Origin of the sequence: Corynebacterium bouchesdurhonense, assembly GCF_900078305.2 — a bacterium.
Taxonomy (GTDB): Bacteria; Actinomycetota; Actinomycetes; order Mycobacteriales; family Mycobacteriaceae; genus Corynebacterium; species Corynebacterium bouchesdurhonense.
Window position 1 is genome coordinate 106,581 of the sequence record NZ_LT546026.1, and the last position, 19,782, is coordinate 126,362.

General features: G+C 67.9%; 17 protein-coding genes. 14 read left to right on the forward strand and 3 right to left on the reverse strand.

Annotated features, from left to right (window positions below):
- Nucleotide 1: 1 nt before the first annotated feature.
- From BN4252_RS02670 to BN4252_RS02730, 13 genes are all read left to right on the forward strand, one after another.
- Nucleotides 2–1,102 carry a glycosyltransferase family 4 protein gene (locus BN4252_RS02670; RefSeq protein ID WP_066525853.1) on the forward strand — a complete coding sequence of 367 codons (1,101 nt, stop codon included), beginning with the start codon at nucleotides 2–4 and terminating at the stop codon, nucleotides 1,100–1,102.
- The gene (locus BN4252_RS02675) at nucleotides 1,099–1,605 is read left to right on the forward strand and encodes a hypothetical protein (RefSeq protein ID WP_066525089.1); all 507 of its coding nucleotides are present in this window, start codon (nucleotides 1,099–1,101) and stop codon (nucleotides 1,603–1,605) included. Before BN4252_RS02670 ends, BN4252_RS02675 begins: the two co-directional genes overlap by 4 nt.
- Before the next feature lie 31 nt (nucleotides 1,606–1,636).
- A complete protein-coding gene (locus tag BN4252_RS02680) occupies nucleotides 1,637–2,503 on the forward strand; it encodes an acyl-CoA thioesterase (protein WP_066525093.1) in 867 nt (288 codons plus the stop codon).
- A 98-nt stretch (nucleotides 2,504–2,601) separates the two neighbouring features.
- Nucleotides 2,602–3,354 (forward strand): YebC/PmpR family DNA-binding transcriptional regulator, encoded by a 753-nt coding sequence (locus BN4252_RS02685; RefSeq protein WP_066525096.1) that lies wholly within the window; start codon nucleotides 2,602–2,604, stop codon nucleotides 3,352–3,354.
- Nucleotides 3,355–3,421: 67 nt separating this feature from the next.
- Nucleotides 3,422–3,955 (forward strand): crossover junction endodeoxyribonuclease RuvC, encoded by a 534-nt coding sequence (gene ruvC / locus BN4252_RS02690; protein WP_066525100.1) that lies wholly within the window; start codon nucleotides 3,422–3,424, stop codon nucleotides 3,953–3,955.
- 15 nt (nucleotides 3,956–3,970) lie between these two features.
- Entirely contained in the window at nucleotides 3,971–4,582 is a 612-nt protein-coding gene (gene ruvA, locus BN4252_RS02695; RefSeq protein WP_066525104.1) for a Holliday junction branch migration protein RuvA, read from the forward strand.
- Between the two features lie 6 nt (nucleotides 4,583–4,588).
- Entirely contained in the window at nucleotides 4,589–5,656 is a 1,068-nt protein-coding gene (gene ruvB, locus BN4252_RS02700) for a Holliday junction branch migration DNA helicase RuvB (RefSeq protein ID WP_066525108.1), read from the forward strand.
- Between the two features lie 154 nt (nucleotides 5,657–5,810).
- A complete protein-coding gene (gene secD / locus BN4252_RS02705; protein ID WP_078056731.1) occupies nucleotides 5,811–7,625 on the forward strand; it encodes a protein translocase subunit SecD in 1,815 nt (604 codons plus the stop codon).
- 2 nt (nucleotides 7,626–7,627) lie between these two features.
- Nucleotides 7,628–8,758, forward strand: coding sequence for a protein translocase subunit SecF (gene secF, locus BN4252_RS02710; RefSeq protein WP_066525113.1), 1,131 nt, complete (start codon nucleotides 7,628–7,630; stop codon nucleotides 8,756–8,758).
- Complete coding sequence (locus BN4252_RS02715) at nucleotides 8,759–10,369, forward strand: ABC transporter substrate-binding protein (protein ID WP_066525121.1); 1,611 nt, start codon at nucleotides 8,759–8,761, stop codon at nucleotides 10,367–10,369.
- 28 nt (nucleotides 10,370–10,397) lie between these two features.
- On the forward strand, nucleotides 10,398–10,955 hold the full coding sequence (locus BN4252_RS02720; protein ID WP_066525124.1) for an adenine phosphoribosyltransferase: 558 nt from the start codon (nucleotides 10,398–10,400) through the stop codon (nucleotides 10,953–10,955).
- Between the two features lie 15 nt (nucleotides 10,956–10,970).
- Entirely contained in the window at nucleotides 10,971–13,241 is a 2,271-nt protein-coding gene (locus BN4252_RS02725) for a RelA/SpoT family protein (RefSeq protein WP_066525128.1), read from the forward strand.
- A gap of 197 nt (nucleotides 13,242–13,438) precedes the next feature.
- Nucleotides 13,439–15,523, forward strand: a complete 2,085-nt coding sequence (locus tag BN4252_RS02730; RefSeq protein ID WP_066525133.1) for a bifunctional metallophosphatase/5'-nucleotidase — start codon at nucleotides 13,439–13,441, stop codon at nucleotides 15,521–15,523.
- 114 nt (nucleotides 15,524–15,637) lie between these two features.
- Here BN4252_RS02730 and BN4252_RS02735 read toward each other — a convergent pair whose 3' ends face one another.
- Together BN4252_RS02735 and BN4252_RS02740 are read right to left on the reverse strand one after the other, a co-directional pair.
- Nucleotides 15,638–15,889 (reverse strand): hypothetical protein, encoded by a 252-nt coding sequence (locus BN4252_RS02735; RefSeq protein WP_066525137.1) that lies wholly within the window; start codon nucleotides 15,887–15,889, stop codon nucleotides 15,638–15,640.
- Nucleotides 15,890–15,975: 86 nt separating this feature from the next.
- Nucleotides 15,976–16,914: a peptidylprolyl isomerase gene (locus tag BN4252_RS02740; RefSeq protein ID WP_066525139.1), complete on the reverse strand. Its 939-nt coding sequence runs from the start codon at nucleotides 16,912–16,914 to the stop codon at nucleotides 15,976–15,978.
- Nucleotides 16,915–17,025: 111 nt separating this feature from the next.
- Here BN4252_RS02740 and hisS point away from each other — a divergent pair, with 111 nt between their 5' ends.
- Nucleotides 17,026–18,345, forward strand: coding sequence for a histidine--tRNA ligase (gene hisS / locus BN4252_RS02745; RefSeq protein ID WP_066525142.1), 1,320 nt, complete (start codon nucleotides 17,026–17,028; stop codon nucleotides 18,343–18,345).
- A gap of 12 nt (nucleotides 18,346–18,357) precedes the next feature.
- On the opposite strand, the gene BN4252_RS02750 is transcribed toward hisS, so the two are convergent.
- Nucleotides 18,358–19,752: an L-serine ammonia-lyase gene (locus BN4252_RS02750; protein ID WP_066525145.1), complete on the reverse strand. Its 1,395-nt coding sequence runs from the start codon at nucleotides 19,750–19,752 to the stop codon at nucleotides 18,358–18,360.
- Nucleotides 19,753–19,782: the final 30 nt, after the last annotated feature.

The window sequence follows — 19,782 nt, forward strand, 5'->3', positions numbered from 1 at the left end:
CGTGCGGATTGGCATGGTGTGCCCGTACTCCTTCGACCAGCCGGGCGGGGTGCAGGCCCACATCCTTGACTTAGCGGAGGTGCTGCGCGCCCAAGGGCACGAGGTCCGCGTCCTCGGACCGGCCTCCGCCGACACGCCGCTGCCCAGCTACGTCGTGCGCGGCGGCGCCGCCGTGCCGGTGCCCTACAACGGCTCCGTGGCGCGCTTGTCCATCGGCCCGCAGGTGCGGCGCATCACCCGGGCCTTCATCGAGGAGGGCGACTTCGACGTGCTTCACGTCCACGAGCCGAACTCGCCGAGCTACTCCCTCGCCGCGATCCGCCTCGCCGAGGGCCCGATCGTGGCCACCTACCACGCCTCCGCGACCTCGTCCATGGCGCTGAAGGCGGCGCTGCCCGCCCTGCGCGTGAACCTGGAGAAGATCCGCGGCGGCATCGCGGTGTCCGAGCTCGCCCGCCGCTGGCAGGTCGAGCAGGTGGGCACGGACCCGGTGGTGATCCCCAACGGCGTCGACACCAGCCGCTTCGTCGCCGCGCGCCGGGCCGCGGGTCTAAAGCCTGGCGGCGAGGTGGAGATCGTGTTCCTCGGCCGGTTGGACGAGCCGCGCAAGGGGTTGGACGTGCTGCTGGGTGCCGTCGAGAAGCTAGCTCGGCCGGCGAAGGTGACCGTGATGGGTGGGGGAACCCCGCGAGACGTGCCAGGAGTGGAGTTCGCGGGCCGCGTGAGCGAGGAGGAGAAGGCGCAGATCCTCGGCCGGGCGGACATCTACGTCGCGCCGAACCTGGGCGGGGAGTCCTTCGGCATCGTGCTGGTGGAGGCCATGGCCGCCGGCTGCGCGGTGGTGGCCAGCGACCTCGAGGCCTTCGCCGCCGTGTGCGACGCCGGCAGCGACACCCCCGCCGGCATGCTCTTTCCCGCCGGGGACAGCGCCGCGCTCGCCGAGGTGTTGCAGTTGCTTATCGACGCCCCCGACCTCCGCGCAGCCCTCGCCGCAGCCGGCAACGCCCGGGCCGCCCGCTACGACTGGTCAAACGTGGCCGCCGAGATCCTCGCGGTGTACGAGACGGTGGCCACCGGCGAGAAGGTGCGGGTGGCCAAGTGAGCGCGCCGACAGCTGCGTGGGTGATCCTGGCGGTGGGCCTCACCATCATCGCCACCTGGGCGTTCTACACCGCGCGGCGGCTGGACCGCTTGCACATCCGGCTCGATCGCTCCCGCGACGCCCTGCAGTCCGCCCTCGACCGGCGCTGCGCCGTGATCGCCGCGACTGTGCCGCAGCTCGCGCCGCTAGCGCGCGCCACCGAGGAGGTGCGCCTGAGCCCCATCGACCTCGCCTCCCGGCTCGACCGTGAGGCCGAGCTCGGCGCCAGGCTCGCGCCGCTCATCGCCGGTGCCGCCGGCGCCGCCGGTTCGCCCTCGCCCGTCGCGCTGCGCGAGCTTCACGACGCCGACACCCGCGTCATGCTTGCCCTGCGCTTCTACAACGACGCGGTGGGCGACACCCGCGCCCTGCGGCTGCGCCCCAGCGTGCGCACCCTGCACCTCGGCGGCACCGCCGCCCTGCCGGAGTTCGCGGCGCTGGGCCAGCTGCCAATTGGCGGGTAGCGCCCCCGCCTGGTTGCTATCCTGCGGGCCTATGCAGGATTACGAGCTCCTCCGCGTGCTGGACGTCCAACCGCTCGGAAGCCGCCAGGAGCCAGACATCTTCCTCGGCCCCGCGATGGACACCGAGGTGTTCGTCCGCACCTTCGGCGGCCACCTGGCTGCGCAGGCGCTGGCGGCGGCGGCGCGGACGGTGGGCGTCGACAAGCAAGTGCACTCCCTACACAGCTATTTCTTGGCGGGCGGCGACGCGGAGCAGGACACCACCTACACGGTGCGGCGCATCCGCGACGGCCGTAGCTTTTGCACCCGCGCGGTAGAGGCGCACCAGGGTGACACGCTCCTTTACACCATGACGGCGAGCTTTCACCACGACCTCGACAAGGGTCCCGAGCACGCCGAGGTCCTTCCGGCGGTCCCCGCGCCCGGGGGGCTCCCAGCCGACGGCCCGATTCCCAGCGGGGTGCCGGGCGCGGAGCAGGACTTCCGCGAGTGGGACATCCGGGTGGTGCCCGCAAACGAGAACGACCGCGAGCCGGCGACGGTGAGCGGGCGTTCGGTCTGGTTCCGTTTCCGCGGTGGGTTGCCGGATTCGGACGCGCTGCACGCCACCGCGCTGACGTACATGTCGGACATGACGCTGCTGTTCTCCTCGCTCGAGGCGCACCCCGGCTACGGCGCGCAACTTGCCTCGCTCGACCACGCGATCTGGTTCTTCCGCCCGGTGCGCGTGGACGGGTGGTTGCTCTACCGCCAGTCGTCGCCGTCGGCGGGTGCGGGCCGGGCGTTGACGCAGGGCCGCATCTTCGACGCCTCGGGTGCCCTCGTCGCGCTCGTGGTGCAGGAGGGGCTTGCCCGCCAGTTGCGCGAGGGCGCGACGCAGGTGCCGATGAGGAGCTAGTTGCCTATCGACGCCCCCTTTACCGCAAACGCGGGCAATTTGGTGGCCCGCGTATACTGACGTGCTGTTACATGTCGTAGAAGCGAAAGGGGTGCTCGATGTCCGGCCACTCAAAATGGGCTACCACCAAGCACAAGAAGGCCGCGAACGACGCGAAGCGTTCGAAGCTGTGGGCGAAGTTGATCAAGGATATTGAGGTGGCGGCGCGCACCGGCGGCGGCGACCCGGCGGGTAACCCAACGCTGGACGACATGATTAAGAAGGCTAAGAAGGCCTCCGTCCCCGGCGACAACATCGAGCGCGCCCGCAAGCGCGGCTCGGGAGAGATCGCGGGTGGTGCCAACTGGGAGACGGTGATGTACGAGGGCTACGGGAACAACGGCGTGGCCGTGCTCATCGAGTGCCTCACCGACAATCGCAACCGTGCCGCGACTGAAGTCCGCACCGCGATGACCAAAAATGGCGGCAACCTGGGCGAGTCCGGCTCCGTCGGCTACATGTTCGAGCGCACCGGCGTGGTGACCATCCAGAAGGGCGAGCTCACCGAGGATGACGTGCTAATGGCCGTGCTGGACGCGGGCGCGGACGAGGTGAACGACTTGGGCGAGGAGTTCGAGATCATCTGCAAGCCCACCGACCTGCCTGCGGTGCGCTCCGCACTCGGCGAGGAGGGCATCGAGGTGGAGGACTCGGAGCAGGAGTTCCGCGCGGACGTGCAGGTAGAGCTGGACGTGGAGGGTGCCAAGAAGATGATGCGCCTGATCGACGCCCTCGAGGAGTCCGACGACGTACAGAATGTGTACACCAACATGAGCATCTCGGACGAGGTCGCAGCGCAGCTGGAGGACTAGCGGCGCACGCCCCTTCTCGGCCACATGTGGTAGAACATATGTGTTAAGAACGGTGCAAGGAGGCGGCGTGAATCTCGAGGGCTTGCGGGTGATGGGCATCGACCCGGGGCTGACCCGGTGCGGGCTTTCTGTGGTGCAGGCCGGCCGCGGCAGGCAGATTCTGCCGGTGGCGGTCGGGGTGGTGCGCACCCCGTCAAGCGCCGAGTTGCCCGAGCGGCTCCAGCGGATCTCGCGGGCGGTGGGGGACTGGATGGACGAGTACCGCCCGGACATGGTTGCCATGGAGCGAATTTTCGAGCGCGGCAACGTGTCCACGGTCATGCACACCGCCCACGCCGTCGGCGTGATGGTGCTCGCCGCCGCCGAGCGGGGGATTCCCGTGTACCAGTACACCCCGTCCGAGGTGAAGAAGGCGGTGTCCGGCAACGGGCGGGCCGACAAGAAGCAGATGACCAACATGATCACCCGCATCTTGGGCCTGAGCGAAGCTCCGAAGCCAGCTGACGCGGCGGACGCGCTTGCTATCGCCGTGTGCCACTGCTGGCGCGCGCCGCTGATCGCCCGTTCGCAAACCGCGGCCCACGCCGGGGCATGGGGATAGGAAAGGACGCCAACCATGATCGACTCCTTGAACGGCGAGGTAATCTCCATCGGCCTAGACCATGCCGTGATCGAGTGCGGCGGGGTGGGCTACCGCTTTCTGGCCACCCCGCCGACCCTGGGCAGGCTGTCCCGCGGCCAGCAGCAGCGGGTGCTCACCTCGATGGTGATGAAGGACGACGGGGTGACGCTGTACGGCTTCGCCGACGCCGACGCGCGCACCATGTTTCACAAGCTGCAGACGGTGACCGGGCTGGGGCCGAAGCTCGCGCTGGCGGCGCTGGCGGTGTTCGATCCGGGGGAGTTGGCCAGCCGCATCTCCGCCGGGGACGCGAAGGCGGTGCAGACTATCCCAGGGGTGGGCAAGAAGATGGCGGACCGCATCGTGCTCGAGCTGAAGGACAAGCTCGAGGGCCTGGCCGCGGCACCCGCCGGCGCTGCCGAGACGGCACCCGCGCCCGCCTCCGGCGGCTCGTACGCGGTGGAGCAGGTGGTGGAGGCGCTCGTTGGTCTGGGATTCGGTGAGCGGGTGGCGCGCCCAGTGGTGGACGCGCTGGCGGCCGAGTCGCCCGACATGGCCACCTCCGCGCTCCTGCGCGCCGCGCTGACCCAGCTGGGGAAGAAGTAGGCAGCCGTGTCCGACGTTGAGAAAACCGAGTTCACCCTGCCGGCGGGCTATGACCGGGAGCGTTCCGCCGTGAGCGTCGAAGCGCAGGCGGAAGAGCGCGACGTGGAGAAGACGCTGCGCCCGAAATCCATCGACGAGTTCATCGGGCAGCCGAAGGTGCGCGAGCAGCTCAACTTAGTCCTCGCCGGGGCGAAGCGCCGCGGCGTGACCCCGGATCACATCCTGCTCTCCGGCCCGCCCGGCCTAGGCAAGACCACCATGGCGATGATCATCGCCCAGGAGCTGGGTACATCCCTACGCATGACCTCCGGCCCGGCGCTGGAGCGCGCGGGGGATCTGGCCGCCATGCTGTCCAATTTGATGGAGGGCGACGTCCTCTTCATCGACGAGATCCACCGCATCGCGCGCCCTGCGGAGGAAATGCTCTACATGGCAATGGAGGATTTCCGCATTGACGTGATTGTGGGCAAGGGCCCGGGTGCGACCTCCATTCCGCTGGAGATTCCGCCCTTCACCCTGGTTGGCGCGACCACCCGCGCCGGCATGCTCACCGGCCCGCTGCGTGACCGCTTCGGCTTCACGGCGCAGATGGAGTTCTACGACGTGGCGGACCTGACAAAGGTGGTGGCCCGCGCCGCGCGAATCCTCGGTGTGCGCATCGACAGCGATGCCGCGGTGGAGATCGCGTCCCGGTCGCGCGGCACGCCCCGCATTGCCAACCGCCTGCTCCGCCGGGTGCGGGACTGGGCCGACGTGAACGGCGACGGCCACGTGGATCTCGCGGCGGCGCGGGCTGCACTCGCGGTTTTCGACGTTGACGAGCTCGGCTTGGACCGACTGGACCGGGCGGTGCTGGATTCGCTCATCCGCGGGCACGGCGGCGGCCCGGTTGGCGTGAACACGCTCGCCATTGCCGTCGGGGAGGAGCCCGGCACGGTGGAGGAGGTGTGCGAGCCGTACCTGGTGCGGGCGGGCTTGATGGCCCGCACGGGCCGGGGGCGTGTGGCCACCGCCAGCGCGTGGCAGCACCTGGGGATGACACCGCCGCCGGAGGCGCCGGGCCAGCTCTTTTAGGACGGCCCGCGGGGTGCACGCCGCGGAGATCGCCCCCGGCGTGATGCGGGTGGATAAAACGCTGGAGGCCTAGCGGCGGGCGCGCTGCGGGGATGTCGCGGCCATGCCGTAGCATGTTCCGGTGTAAATCCGCAGAGATAGAGGAGAAAGCTCGGTGTCATCCAACACTCGGCGATCTAGCAAGGCATCGCGCAGGTGGCCGCTCCAGGCGCTCGCGGTGTTCGCGCTCATCGTGGTCGGCGTCTATTCGCTCGTCTTCTTCACCGGGGACAAGTCCCCGACGCCGAAGCTGGGCATCGACCTGCAGGGTGGCACCCGCGTCACCCTTGTACCGCAGGGCGAGGAGCCCACGCGCGAGCAGCTGCAGGACGCGCGCAACATTTTGGAGAACCGCGTAAACGGCATGGGTGTCTCCGGCGCCTCCGTGGTGGTGGACGGCAACACCCTCGTCATCACCGCGGCGGGCGAGGACACCTCCGAGGTGCGTAACATCGGCCAGACCTCCCAGCTGCTTTTCCGCCCGGTGCTGCCGCCGCCGAGTGCGGACCCGGCGGCCGCCGGGCAGGTGTTGCTGGACACGGCGAACTCGTGGGTGGAGTACGGCGTGGTGTCCAAGGACGAGGCGCAGGCCGCGCTCGACCAGATCTTCGCGCCCCAGGAGGGCGAGGAGAACGCGCCGAAGATTGAGGCGCCGAAGGTTGCCGCGGAGCCGCTGCCCGAGGCCAACGGCCCGGTCGAGGCGTCGGAGCGCCGCCAGGAGGTCACCGAGATGCTGCGCGAGACGCGCCAGTCCGCGGACCCGACCCAGCAGTTTGCCGCCATGGCGCTACTAAGCGGCCGTTGTCTCGGCCAGCCGACGGACCCGCTGGCAGGCTCCGACGATGAAAAGCTGCCGCTGGTCGCCTGCGACCCGTCCACAGGCCAGGCACTGCTGCTCAGCGAAGTGCCCCTCCTAGCCGGCGTCACCGACCCGGAGGGCCCGCGTCTGACCGGCGAGCAGATCGACACCAGCCGGCCCATCACCGGCGGTCCCAACGTGCAGACCAGCCAGATGGAAATCAGCTTCGCATTCAGCCAGGCGGGGGAGCACAACGGCTCGCAAACCTGGGCCCAGCTGACCAGCGCCATGATTGGCCAGCAGATCGCCATCACGCTGGACTCGCAGGTGATCTCCGCGCCGGTGATCCAGGGCTCGACCCCGGTGGGCTCCGCCACCTCGATCACCGGCCAGTTCACGCAGGAGGAGGCCGAGAGCCTGGCCAACAACCTGCGCTACGGCGCGCTGCCGCTGTCCTTCGCCGGCGAGAACGGCGAGCCGGGCGGCACGGCGACCACGGTGCCACCGTCGCTCGGCCTCGCGTCCATGCAGGCGGGCATCTACGCGGGCCTGGTGGGCCTGGTACTAGTGGCCATCTTCGTCCTGGCGTACTACCGCCTGCTCGGCTTCGTGTCCCTGCTCACCCTCGCCGCGGCCGGTGTACTGGTTTACGGCTCGCTGGTGCTGCTCGGCCGGTGGATCGGCTACTCGCTGGATCTGTCCGGCATCGCCGGCCTGGTTATCGGCATCGGCACCACCGCGGACTCCTTCGTGGTGATCTACGAGCGCATCAAGGACGAGGTGCGCAAGGGCAAGACGTTCCGCTCCGCCACCATCTCGGGCTGGGACCGTGCCAAGGAGACGGTGGTCACGGGCAACATGGTCACGCTCATCGGCGCCGTGATCATCTACTTCCTGGCGGTGGGCGACGTGAAGGGCTTCGCTTTCACCATGGGCCTGACCACCGTGTTCGACCTGCTGGTCACCTTCCTGGTCACCGCGCCGCTGCTCATCCTGGCGTCGCGGAGGCCCTTCTGGTCTAGGCCCGCGGTCAACGGCATGGGCAAGGCGATGCGGGTCGGTGAGGGGAACCGGCGCGTGCAGGGGAGCGTCGACAAGCAACACGCTCCCGTACTCGAGGAGGAGAAGTAAACATGGCTGACTTCGAGCGCATCTACTCGCGCGAGGGCGCGATCGACTTCATGGGCCGGCGCAAGACCTGGTACGGGATCACGGCCGGTCTGGTTGTTGCCGCCGTGCTGGCGATGCTGCTGCGCGGGTTCAACCTCGGCATCGACTTCGAGGGCGGCACCAAGATCGCCATGCCCGCGGGCGACCTGGTGGCCCAAGAAGTGGAGGAGACCTTCACCGAGGCGACGGGGGTCACGCCGGAGCTGACGCAGATCGTGGGTGCGGGCGACGCGCGCACGCTGGAGATCAACTCCGAGCACTTGACGCAGGAGCAGATCGACCAGGCGCGGCAGGCGATCTTTGAGAAGTACCAGCCCGAGGACGCCGAGGGGAATCCGAGCGCGGACGCGATCGGTGACTCGACGGTGTCAGAGTCTTGGGGCGACACCATCACCAAGCGCATGCTGCTGGCTATGGGCGCCTTCCTCATCGCGGCGGCCATCTACGTCGCGCTGCGCCTGCAGCGCGAGATGGCGCTGGCGGCGATGATCGCCCTGCTGGTGGACGGCGTGGTGATCATGGGTATCTACGCGCTGTTCGGCCTGGAGATCACCCCGGCGATGATCATCGGCCTGCTCACCGTGCTGACCTTCTCCATCTACGACACGGTGATTGTGTTTGACAAGGTCAAGGAGAATACCTCCGGCGTGCTGGATTCGCGCCGCTCCACCTACGCGGAGGAGGCCAACTTGGCGCTGAACCAGACCGTGGTGCGCTCCATCTCCACGTCGGTGATTTCCGCGCTGCCGATCATCGCGCTGATGGTGGTTGCCGTGTGGATGCTGGGCGTGGGCACGCTGCGGGACTTGGCGCTGATCCAGCTGATCGGCGTGATCGAGGGCGTGTTTTCCTCGCTGTTCTTGGCCACGCCGCTCCTGGTGTCGCTGGTGGAGCGCAAGGGCAAGTACAAGCGCCACAACGAGGAGGTGGCGCAGTACCGGGCGGAGGCCCAGTCCGGCTCGGCGGACACAGAAGAAGCGGAGGGTGCTGTCGGGGCAAAGCGCACCGTCACCGCCCCTGTGTCACGGCCGGTATCCCGCCCGGTCAGTCCGGAGCACGCGGGCCGCTCCGGCTCGACCACATGGAGGCCGTAGATGGCCTCAGAGCTACGGCTGGCGGGCGCCCTCGCAATTGGGGGCGCCCTCGCGCTTTCCGGGTGCGCCGCGGAATCTGGCCCCGGGGAGGGGCAGGACGCCGCGGACACGTTCGTCTACCAGGTGTCGCAGGACCTTCTCACCACCAACGCCGGCTCGCTGGAGGGCGCGTCCACCCAGGCACAGGCGCTCTCGAGCGCCCTCTACCCGGGCGTGTACGTGCCCGGCCCCAACGGCCAGTTCATCCCCAACACCGATTTGGTGAAGACGCAGGAGATCCCCGGCACCGAGCGCCGCGTGATCTACACGCTCTCGGACCAGGCGGTGTTCTCCGACGGCACCCCGGTCACGTGCTCCGACTACCTGCTCGCCTTCACCGCCGGCACCAACCCGGAGCTGTTCGGCGCGCACGAGCCGCTGTTCGACGACGCCGCGGACCTCACGTGCACCCCCGGCGCGAAGGAGTTCACCGTCGTCTTCAAGCAAGGCAGGGGCGCGCGCTGGCGCGGCCTGTTCGAGGCGGGCACTGTGCTGCCGGCGCACGCAGTGGCGGCGAAGCTGGGCATGCCGGTCGAGGAGCTCGATCAGAACCTGCAGTCACAGGACGCCGCGCTCATGCGCCCCATCGCGGACGTGTGGCGCCACGGCTTTGACCTGGGCGAGCTGGACACGGACCTGCAGGTGTCATTCGGGCCCTACCAGATCGACAGCGTCGGCCCGGACGGCGAGGTGAAGCTGGTGGCCAACGAGTACTACTACGGCGACGCCCCGCGCGAGCCGGAGTTGACGGTGTGGCCCGGTTCCGCCGACACCGCCGAGCTCGCCCGCAGCGGCGCGCTGAAGGTGGGGGACCTGCGCGACACCACGCCCGACTGGTTCGACCCGGATGCCGAGGGCAACCGCCTGGACGTGCAGACGGTGGTGGGCTCGCTCACCGAGGCGCTCACGTTCCCCGAGACCGGATTCTGGTCGGTGGAGGAGCACCGCAAGGCCCTGTCGCGCTGCATCGACCCGCGCGCAGTGGCGGCCGCGTCCTCCCGCGTCGCCGGGGTGGAGGTGCCCACCGCGCCCTTCCACGTGCTGCAGCACGAGGACCCGCTGGCGGCGCGCCTCGCACCCGGGGCGCAGCACCAGCTCGACGTGGACATCGACGCGGCGCGCGCCATCGCCGGCGCGGAGCTGCGCGTGGGCTACTCGCACCCCAGCGAGCGCTACGCCGCGATGGTTCAGGCCATGCGGGTGAGCTGCGAGCCGGCGGGTGTTCGTGTGACGGATGCGTCGGCAAGCGGCACAACGCTCGCGGACCTGCCGCGGGCTACCATCGGCGAGTGGGGGGAGCAAGTGCTTGTCGACGGCACCGTTGACGCCGTCCTCCGCCCGGTGGACCCATCGGTGGAGTACCCGGCCGCCGCCAACCGGTCGCAGGATTTCCGCACGTTGCAGGGCCAAGAGGCGTTCTTGTGGGATGCCCTGCCGAGCCTGCCGCTCGCGGCGCAACCCGTGACGTTCGCGATTGACCGCAACGTGGGTAACGTAGTGCCATACACGGGTTTGTCCGGCATCGGCTGGAACATGAACCGCTGGCAGCTCAGCGGTGGTGAGAAACCCTAACTGCGAGACGCTAAGGATGCGCACTGCCATGCCCCTGAACGAGAACAAGTACAGCACCGCCAAGGAAGCCCTCGCCGACAAGATCCGCCGGGTGCCGGACTTTCCGGAGAAGGGGGTCCTGTTCGAGGACCTCACGCCCGTACTGGCGGACCCGGAGGCGCTGCACAGGGTGATCGTGGAGATGGCCGACGCCAGCCGCGAGCTCGGCGCGGACATCATCGGCGGCCTCGACGCGCGCGGCTTCCTCCTGGGCTCCGCGGTGGCGTACGAGATGGGGCTGGGCATCCTTGCCATCCGCAAGAAGGGCAAGCTGCCGCCCCCGGTGATTACGCAGGAGTACACCACCGAGTACAGCAGCGCGGCGCTGGAGATCCCAGCCAATGGCATCGACCTCAAGGGCAAGAAGGTTGTGCTGGTGGACGACGTGCTGGCCACGGGCGGCACCCTGGTGGCCGCCACGGACCTGATTGAGCGCGCCGGTGGCGAGGTAGTGGGCTACGTGGTGGTGCTCGAGGTTCCGGGCCTCGGCGGCCGCGGGAGGCTCGGCGACGGCAAGCTGGTCGTACTCGACCAGAACCAGTCCTAGACCAGGCGCCGCCAGATGACCCACGACAAGCCGGTCAAGCCCTCCGTCCGCAGCGTCTCCGCGCGCCTCGCCCGGTCACTGACCGGCGGCGGGCGGCCACGGACCAACCCCGTCCTCGACCCGCTGCTGTCCATCCACCGCAAGTACCACCCCAAGGCGGACGTGGAGCTGCTCAACCGGGCGTACGAAACGGCGGAGCGGCTCCACGAGGGCGTCTACCGCAAGTCCGGGGACCCATACATCACCCACCCGCTGGCGGTGGCCACCATCTGCGGCGAGCTGGGCATGGACACGACCACCGTGGTGGCGGCGCTGTTGCACGACACGGTGGAGGACACCGATTACAGCCTGGAGCAGCTTGAGGCGGACTTCGGGCCCGAGGTGGCGCGCTTAGTCAACGGCGTGACCAAGCTGGAGAAGGTGGACCTGGGCGCCGCCGCCGAGGCCGAGACCATCCGCAAGATGATCGTGGCCATGGCCGAGGACCCGCGCGTGCTGGTGATCAAGGTGGGCGACCGCCTGCACAACATGCGCACCATGCGCTTCCTGCCGCCGGAGAAACAGGCGAAGAAGGCTCGCGAAACCCTCGACGTCATCGCGCCGCTCGCGCACCGCCTGGGCATGGCCAGCGTGAAGTGGGAGCTCGAGGACCTAGCCTTTGCCATCCTGTACCCCAAGAAGTACGAGGAGATCGTGCGCCTGGTGGCGGACAGGGCGCCGTCGCGCGACCGCGCGCTGAACGAGATCACCGGCACGCTGAAGGCCGAGCTGCGCGCCAACGGCATCGAGGCCGAGGTGATGGGGCGGCCGAAGCACTACTGGTCCATCTACCAGAAGATGGTGGTGCGCGGCCACGAGTTCGACGAGATCTTCGACCTCGTGGGCATCCGCGTCCTCGTGGACACGGTGCACGACTGCTACGCGGCGATCGGCGTTGTGCACGCGATCTACTCCGCCATGCCGGGGCGGTTCAAGGACTACATCTCCAACCCCCGCTTCGGCGTGTACCAGTCCCTGCACACCACCGTGATGACGGACACCGGCCGCCCCCTTGAGGTGCAGGTGCGCACGCACGAGATGCACTACAACGCCGAGTTCGGGGTGGCGGCGCACTGGCGCTACAAGGAGACCAAGGGCTCCCACAAGGGTGACCAGGCCGAGGTGGACCAGATGGCGTGGATGCGCCAGCTGCTGGACTGGCAGAAGGAGGCGGCGGACCCGAACGAGTTCCTTGACTCCCTGCGCTACGACCTGACCAGCCAGCAGATCTTCGTCTTCACCCCCAAGGGCGACGTGGTCAACCTGCCTGCCGGTTCGACGCCGGTGGACTTCGCCTACACCGTGCACACCGAGGTGGGGCACCGCTGCATCGGCGCGAAGGTGAACGGCAAGCTAGTCGCCCTCGAGTCCGAGCTGAAATCAGGCGACCGCGTGGAGATCTTCACCTCCAAGGACCAGAACGCCGGGCCGTCGCGGGACTGGCAGGACTTTGTGGTCTCGCCGCGCGCGAAAGCGAAGATCCGCCAGTGGTTTGCCAAGGAGCGCCGCGAGGAGCACCTGGAGGCCGGCCGCGACGCTTTGGCCGCAGAGGTGCAGCGCGGCGGCCTGCCCATGCACCGGCTGTTCACCGCCGAGTCCATGCGCCGGGTGGCCACCCAGCTGCACTACCCGGACGTGGATGCGCTCTACACCGCCATTGGCGCGGGTAACGTCTCGGCCCAGCACGTGTCGAAGCTGCTGGTGGAGATGTTTGGCAGCGAGGACGACGCGGTCGATGCGCTGGCATCCCGCGCGCCCATCGCCGAGCTGGTGCACCGCGCATCGCGTAACGACGGCCCCGGCGTCCTCGTCCAGGGCTCCCCGGACGTGATGGCCAAGCTGGCCAAGTGCTGCCAGCCCGTGCCCGGCGACGAGATTTTCGGCTTTGTCACCCGCGGTGGGGGAGTCTCCGTCCACCGCGCTGATTGCACCAACGCGGCGAAGCTGCGGGATGAGCCGGAGCGGCTTATCGACGTCGCCTGGGCCAACGCCTCCGGCCACGGGAGCGCCTCCATCGCGACCCTCCAGGTGGAGGCGCTGGACCGCCACGGCCTGCTAGCCGAGATGTGCGGCGTGCTCTCCGACCAGAAGCTGCCCATCCTGGCCCTCTCATCCCAGGCGAGCGATGACCAGATCGCCACCGTGCGCCTAACCGTGGAGGTTTCCGACATCAAGCAGCTCGGATCCATCATGAACCAGATCCGCAACGTGGAAGGGGTCTTTGACATCTACCGCGTCACCGCCTAAACCCTGGGGTACTGCTGGGATGCCCCTGTTAGGTAACCTCCCGTGGACCGCAAGGTGGACGGGAGGTGAATTTTTATTGGCTACGGCGTTATCGGGGCTGTTCGCGATTGGTGCGTGCGGAACACGCCCTGCCAAACACCGTGGAATCGGGTTACAAACAAGGGTGATCCGTCCCCCTTATTGAAGGAGCCCGCACCATGTTCTCGTTCCGCCGCGCCGGCAGCCTGATTGCCGCCACCACCACTACCGCCGTCGTGCTTACCGGCGTGCCTTTCGCGGGCGCGGCCGAGGCCGACCAGGTGAAGATCTCCGTTGCCAACATCACCGACTTCCACGGCCGCCTGGAGGCGAACGTCCAGGCGGATAAGAAGACCGGCAAGGCGGATCCGAAGAAGAGTGAGATGGGTGCCGCAAATATTGCCGGCATTATGAATTACCTCCGCGGGCAGAATCCCAACACCATCGTCACTTCCTCCGGTGATAACCAGGGTGGTTCCGCGTTTATCTCCGCGATCTCCAAAGATAAATACACGATGGAGTTTCTCAACGCGATCGGCACCGCCGGCTCGGCTGTGGGCAACCACGAGTTTGATAAGGGTTACTCGGACCTGAAGGACCGGATTGTCCCGGGGACGAACGATAAGCAGCTTGGGGCAAACGTGTTCCTTGCTGACAAGAAAACCCGTGAGCTGAAGGCGTACGAAATCGTTGAGGTGGACGGTGTCAAGGTGGCGCTGGTAGGTACGACCTCCAACCTCACGGTGAGCAAGTCGAGCCCGGCACACGTTGAGGGCCTCGTTTTCACGGATTCTGCAAACCAGGTCAACACGGAGGCGGAGCGGCTCAAGAAGTCCGGCGAGGCCGACGTTGTCATCGCCCTGATCCACGATCCCGCGGCAGAAAGCGCGGCCAAGGTGGATCGAGAGTACGTCGATTTCGTGTTCGGCGGGGACTCCCACATTAGGGATCTGGACCAAGCTGCTCGGCCGTTTTACGCGCAGTCGTACGAGTACGGCAAAGTGGTGACGGACATCGATTTCACCTACGACAAGCAGACTCGTGAAATCGTCGACCTAAAGGCCAAGCAGTTCGACATCCTGGATGTTAAGGAGCTCGGAATTGAGCCCGACGCCCGGGTCGCCGACATTGTCCGCCAAGCCAAGGCGGAATCGGATGTGCTTGGTCAGGAGGTGGTGGCTACGCTAAACGCCGACTTCAAGCGTGGCTCGAATCCGGGTGAAGCTCCGGGCACCAACCGCGGAACCGAATCAACCGCCAACAACATGATCGCACAGTCTGCGGTGGCCGCGCTCGCGAACTTCCTGGACCAGAAGATCGATTTCGGCATCATGAACGCCGGCGGCGTTCGCGATGATCTCGAGGCCGGCGAGGTCACCTACAAGCAGGCCTTCTCCGTACAGCCGTTCGGCAACAACATCGCAGTGGCAACGGTGTCCGGCGCAGCTATCAAGGACATGCTTGAGAACCAGTGGCAGACTGACGAGCAGGCGGCCGCGTCAGGTCGCCCGCGCCTCGACCTGGGTCTATCCGATAACGTGTCCTACGTCTACAACCCGGATGCCCCGCGCGGGGAGAGGATCCTCAGCATCACCATCAACGGCGAGGAAGTCGACCCGGATAAGGACTACACCGTCGCCGGCTCGACCTTCCTCTTCGACGGCGGCGACAACTTCCTGGACAAGAGCAAGTTCCGCGACCGCAACGACGTGGGCTACAACGATCTGCAGGCGTTCATTGATTACCTCGAGTCCGGCAAGGCTGAGGTGCGCAAGGGCCAAAAGGACGTCGGCGTGGTGCTGCCGGAGGGCGGCCTGAAGGCAGGCGCGAAGAACGAGATCCAGCTCAGCTCCCTGTCCTACTCCTCCGCGGGCGAGCCGCAGGCGACGACCGTGACCGTGAAGATTGGCGGCACCACCGTCACCGCGGACGTGGACAACGCTGTTACCGCCGCGGATAAGGGTTACGGCGAGCAGGGCCGCGCAACCGTCACCATCGAGCTGCCGGCGGACGTGTACAAGGACGAGACGCTCACCATCACCACCAACGCGGACACCGAGATCTCCATGCCGGTTGCGATCGAGGGCGGCAAGGAGCGCCCGGCCAGCCAGGGCGGTGGCGCTTCGCCGAAGATCTCCGCCGGGGCGGCCGCGGTGCTGGGCATCCTGAGCCTGGTTGGGCTGGGCAGCATCCTGGCCATCGTCTTCGGCCCCCAGCTGCACGCGATCCTCGGCCCCCTCGCGTACCTGGGTTCCAGCCGCTAGGTGGAAGCCCAGTAGGGCCGCTGCTTGCAGGGGGGAGTGGCCGCTGAGGGGGGCGTCGATAAGCGCATGCAAAAAACCGCCCTGGCTGAGCCCGGGCGGTTTTGCGTATCTGGTTTACGGCTTCAGGTACTTCTGGCCGAAGGCGAACATGGTGCCGATGAGGCCGATCACGGCGGTGACGACGGCGATCCAGTCCTGAATCTCCTTCGGGGAGAGGTCCTTGACGGAGGAGCCTTCCTTGGTGGCGACGGCCTTGGTCTCGGCCCGCACCGTGGGCTTGTCCTGGTCTGCGGTTGCGACGGAGACGCCGGAGGTGAGGACGGCAGCTGCGGTGGCTGCGGAGATGAGGCCCTTGCGGAACTGCATGCGAATTCCTAACTTTTCAAATACGTGCGCTGACGCAGGCGAGCATAACGCGCTTCATAGCCGGGCGCAATAGGTTTGCTAGCGGCTTAGGCCACCGTCGCAGACTCAATCTTGACTTCCTCGGCGGGCGCGCCGTCGGTGGCGCCTCCCTCGACGCCCTTGTCGGCGATCTTGTCCAGGGTGGCTAGGCCCTCCTCGTTGATCTGGCCGAAGTAGGTGTACAGCGGGGGCAGGACCGAATCGCCGTAGTTAAGGAAGAACTGCGACCCGTTGGTGTCCAGGCCGGCGTTTGCCATCGCGATGGTGCCGCGCTCGTAGCGCTTCGGGTCCTGCTGCAGGAGCGAGCCGGCGTACATGGCCTTTTCCTCCTCGCTGACGCCCTCGGGGATCTGGGAGGTGTCCACCTTCTCCAGCGCCTCGTCGGTGGGGAACTCGTTGGGGAACTGGAACCCGGGGCCGCCCGAGCCGGTGCCCGACGGGTCACCGCACTGCAGCACCTTCAGGCCGTCCGAGATGGTGAGACGGTGGCAGACGGTGTTGTTGAAGTAGCCGTCCTTGGCCAAGAACTCGATGGCGTTGACGGTGCAGGGCGACACCGCGCGGTCCAGCGTCATGCCGATTGGGCCGGCGGTGGTGGCAAGCTCCACGTCCACGGTGCCCTCGGCGGGGACGTTCTCGGCGGGCGGCAGGCCCTTGAAGTGGTCCTTCTGGCCGTCCTCGTTGTAGGTGCAGCTCACGGACGCCGGCAGGGCGGTGGCGCGCGTGGTGGCGACAGCCTCGTACGCGGCCGCGTCGAAGGTGGAGGTCTCCGGGGCGGAAGTCTCCGCCGTGGACTCGGAGGCGGTGACATCCTCGTCCGAGCCCTGGTTGGCGGCGAAGTAGATGCCGCCGCCCAACGCGCCGAGCACGGCCAAGGATGCCGCGGCCGTGACCCACGGGCGCTGCTTCTGCTTGCGGTCGCGGGCCGCGAGCTCCTTTTCCAAGTTGGACAGTGCTTCTTTGCCGCGCTGCTCGTTAGTAGCCACCGGGTCCGAACCTCTTTCTCTCGCGGGGCGCGAGTGCCAGTGTTTTATGACGCTGAAATCCTAGCAGCCGGTGCCACGTGCGCCCCGGCGCGCCCGCTAGACTCGTGCCCTGTGAGCGAGCAGAAGAACCAGCACGACGCACCCGCCCCAGAAAAGTTTCCGGAGAAGTTTCAGGCGCTGTCCGCGCCGAAGGGCGTACCCGACTACGTGCCGCCGGCCTCGGCCACCTTTATCCGCGTGCGCGACGAGTTTGCCCGCCAGGCACGCCTCGCCGGCTACCAGCACATCGAGTTGCCGGTGTTCGAGGACACTGCCCTCTTCGCACGTGGCGTGGGCGAGTCCACCGATGTGGTGAGTAAGGAGATGTACACCTTCGCGGACCGCGGGGACCGCTCCGTCACGCTGCGCCCCGAGGGCACCGCCGGCGTGATGCGGGCCGTGATCGAGCACAACCTGGACCGCGGGTACCTGCCGGTGAAGCTCAACTACTATGGCCCGTTCTTCCGCTACGAGCGCCCGCAAGCCGGCCGCTACCGCCAGCTGCAGCAGGTTGGCGTGGAGGCCATCGGCGTGGACGACCCGTACTTGGACGCCGAGGTCATCGCGCTCGCGGATCGCTGCTACCGCTCGGTGGGCCTGACGGGCTTCCGCCTCGAGTTGACCAGCTTGGGCGATTCGCACTGCCGCCCGGCCTACCGCGAGAAGCTCCAGGAATTTCTGTTCGCGCTGCCGCTTGACAGCGACACACGCCGCCGCGCCGAGATTAACCCGCTGCGCGTCCTCGACGACAAGCGCGAGGAGGTGCGCGCCATGACCGCCGACGCGCCGCTCATGCTCGACCACCTCTGCGACGGGTGCCGCGCGCACTTTGACAAGGTCACCTCCGCCCTCGACGCGATGGGCGTGCCATACGAGATCAACCCGCGGATGGTGCGCGGCCTGGACTACTACACCAAGACCACCTTCGAGTTCGTCCACGACGGCCTCGGCGCGCAGTCCGGCATCGGCGGCGGCGGCCGGTACGACGGGCTCATGGCGCAGATCGGCGGCCAGGACCTCTCCGGCATTGGCTTCGGCCTGGGTGTGGACCGCACCGTCCTCGCGCTCGAGGCCGAGGGCGTCACCCTCGACGGGGTCGATTCCCGCGTCGACGTCTTCGGTGTGGCCATCGGCGACGAGGCCCAGGCTCGGATGGCATTGCTTATCGACGCCCTCCGGGCAGCCGGCGTCTCCGCCGACATGGCGTACGGCGGCCGCGGCCTCAAGGGCGCAATGAAGGGCGCCGACCGCGCCGGCGCCCGCTTCGCCCTGGTGCTCGGCGAGCGCGAACTGGCGGACGGGGAGCTGCAGCTGAAGAACCTCGCTGACCACTCCCAGGTCGCCGTCGCCCTCGACGCCGCCGCGGTGATCGATGCGATTGCGGCGCAGTAGCTGGCGGGGCGCCTAGCACTCCGTGATGTTCACGGGCAGGCCGAGCTGCACCGCGAGGCCGCCCATGGACGTCTCCTTGTACTTGGTCATCATGTCGCGGCCGGTCGAGGCCATGGTCTCGATCACGTCGTCCAACGAGACAATGTTCGTGCCATCGCCCAACTTGGCCAAGCGCGCCGCGTTGATCGCCTTGACCGCGCCGATAGCATTGCGCTCGATGCACGGGACCTGGACGAGGCCGCCCACCGGGTCGCACGTGAGCCCGAGGTTGTGCTCGAGGGCGATCTCGGCGGCGTTCTCCACCTGCTGCGGGCTGCCGCCGAGGATCGCGCACATGCCCGCCGCCGCCATCGCGGACGCGGACCCCACCTCGCCCTGGCAGCCCACCTCCGCCCCCGAGATGGAGGCGTTGTTCTTAATAATGGCCCCGATTGCCCCCGCCGTGAGCAGGAACTCGCGGGCGCGCGAGGTGTCGAACCCGTCGGTGAAGTCGCGGCAGTAGTGCATAACTGCGGGGATGATGCCGGCAGCGCCGTTGGTGGGGGCGGTGACCACCTGGCCGTGCGCGGCGTTCTCCTCGTTCACGGCGAGCGCGAAGAGGTTGACCCATTCCATGGCATCGAGGCCGCGGGCGGTGGAGGCCTCGTACTCCGCTGTGAGCAGGCGGTGGAGGCGGTTTGCGCGGCGCTTCACGTTCAGCCCGCCCGGCAGCACGCCCTCCGTCTTCAGCCCGTGCGCGACGCACTCCTGCATCACGTCCCACACCGCGTCCAGGTGCGCATCTAGGCGCTCGCCGCCGTGAATTGCCTCCTCGTTGACGCGCATCACCTCCGCGACAGTGAGGCCAGTTTCCTCGCAGCGCTGCATGAGCTCCGCGCCGTCATCGAACGGCAAGGGCACGCTAGCCACCTCTCGCACCGTGGCCACACCCGCCTCGTGGCGGTGTAGCTCCATTCCCTCGCGGTCCAGGATGAAGCCGCCGCCCACCGAGAAGAACTCCAGGTGCTCCGCGAGCTGGTTGCCGTGCTCGTCCCAGGCATCGAAGATGAGGCAGTTGGGGTGCTCCGAGACCGGAGCGGGGTTGAAGGAGACCCGGTAGGCTACCTCGCCGTCCGGGCCGCTGATGATGCCTTCGGCGGGGATGGGGGCGCCCGGCTTCGGGTCGATGTCCGCGGTGGTGGTGGTAGGCGTGTAACCGACGAGGCCAAGGAGCACTGCCCTGTCCGTGCCGTGGCCGACCCCTGTGGCCGCGAGCGATCCACGCAGCTCGACGGCGACGGTGGTCGGGCGCGTGGGCAGCCGCTCGATTAGGGCCTGCGCCGCGCGCATGGGGCCGACCGTGTGCGAGGACGACGGCCCGATGCCGATGCTGAACAGGTCGATGACGCTCACCGTGTTTTGAGGCATGGGCGCATGATACCGCGGGTCCCCCACGCT

What these genes read in the sequence shown, in the direction of transcription:
- BN4252_RS02735 (WP_066525137.1), bottom strand. Translation starts at nt 15,889, where the DNA reads ATGCAGTTCCGCAAGGGCCTCATCTCCGCAGCCACCGCAGCTGCCGTC.
- BN4252_RS02685 (WP_066525096.1), top strand. Translation starts at nt 2,602, where the DNA reads ATGTCCGGCCACTCAAAATGGGCTACCACCAAGCACAAGAAGGCCGCG.
- secF (WP_066525113.1), top strand. Translation starts at nt 7,628, where the DNA reads ATGGCTGACTTCGAGCGCATCTACTCGCGCGAGGGCGCGATCGACTTC.
- BN4252_RS02730 (WP_066525133.1), top strand. Translation starts at nt 13,439, where the DNA reads ATGTTCTCGTTCCGCCGCGCCGGCAGCCTGATTGCCGCCACCACCACT.
- BN4252_RS02750 (WP_066525145.1), bottom strand. Translation starts at nt 19,752, where the DNA reads ATGCCTCAAAACACGGTGAGCGTCATCGACCTGTTCAGCATCGGCATC.
- ruvA (WP_066525104.1), top strand. Translation starts at nt 3,971, where the DNA reads ATGATCGACTCCTTGAACGGCGAGGTAATCTCCATCGGCCTAGACCAT.
- BN4252_RS02725 (WP_066525128.1), top strand. Translation starts at nt 10,971, where the DNA reads ATGACCCACGACAAGCCGGTCAAGCCCTCCGTCCGCAGCGTCTCCGCG.
- BN4252_RS02715 (WP_066525121.1), top strand. Translation starts at nt 8,759, where the DNA reads ATGGCCTCAGAGCTACGGCTGGCGGGCGCCCTCGCAATTGGGGGCGCC.
- BN4252_RS02720 (WP_066525124.1), top strand. Translation starts at nt 10,398, where the DNA reads ATGCCCCTGAACGAGAACAAGTACAGCACCGCCAAGGAAGCCCTCGCC.
- BN4252_RS02680 (WP_066525093.1), top strand. Translation starts at nt 1,637, where the DNA reads ATGCAGGATTACGAGCTCCTCCGCGTGCTGGACGTCCAACCGCTCGGA.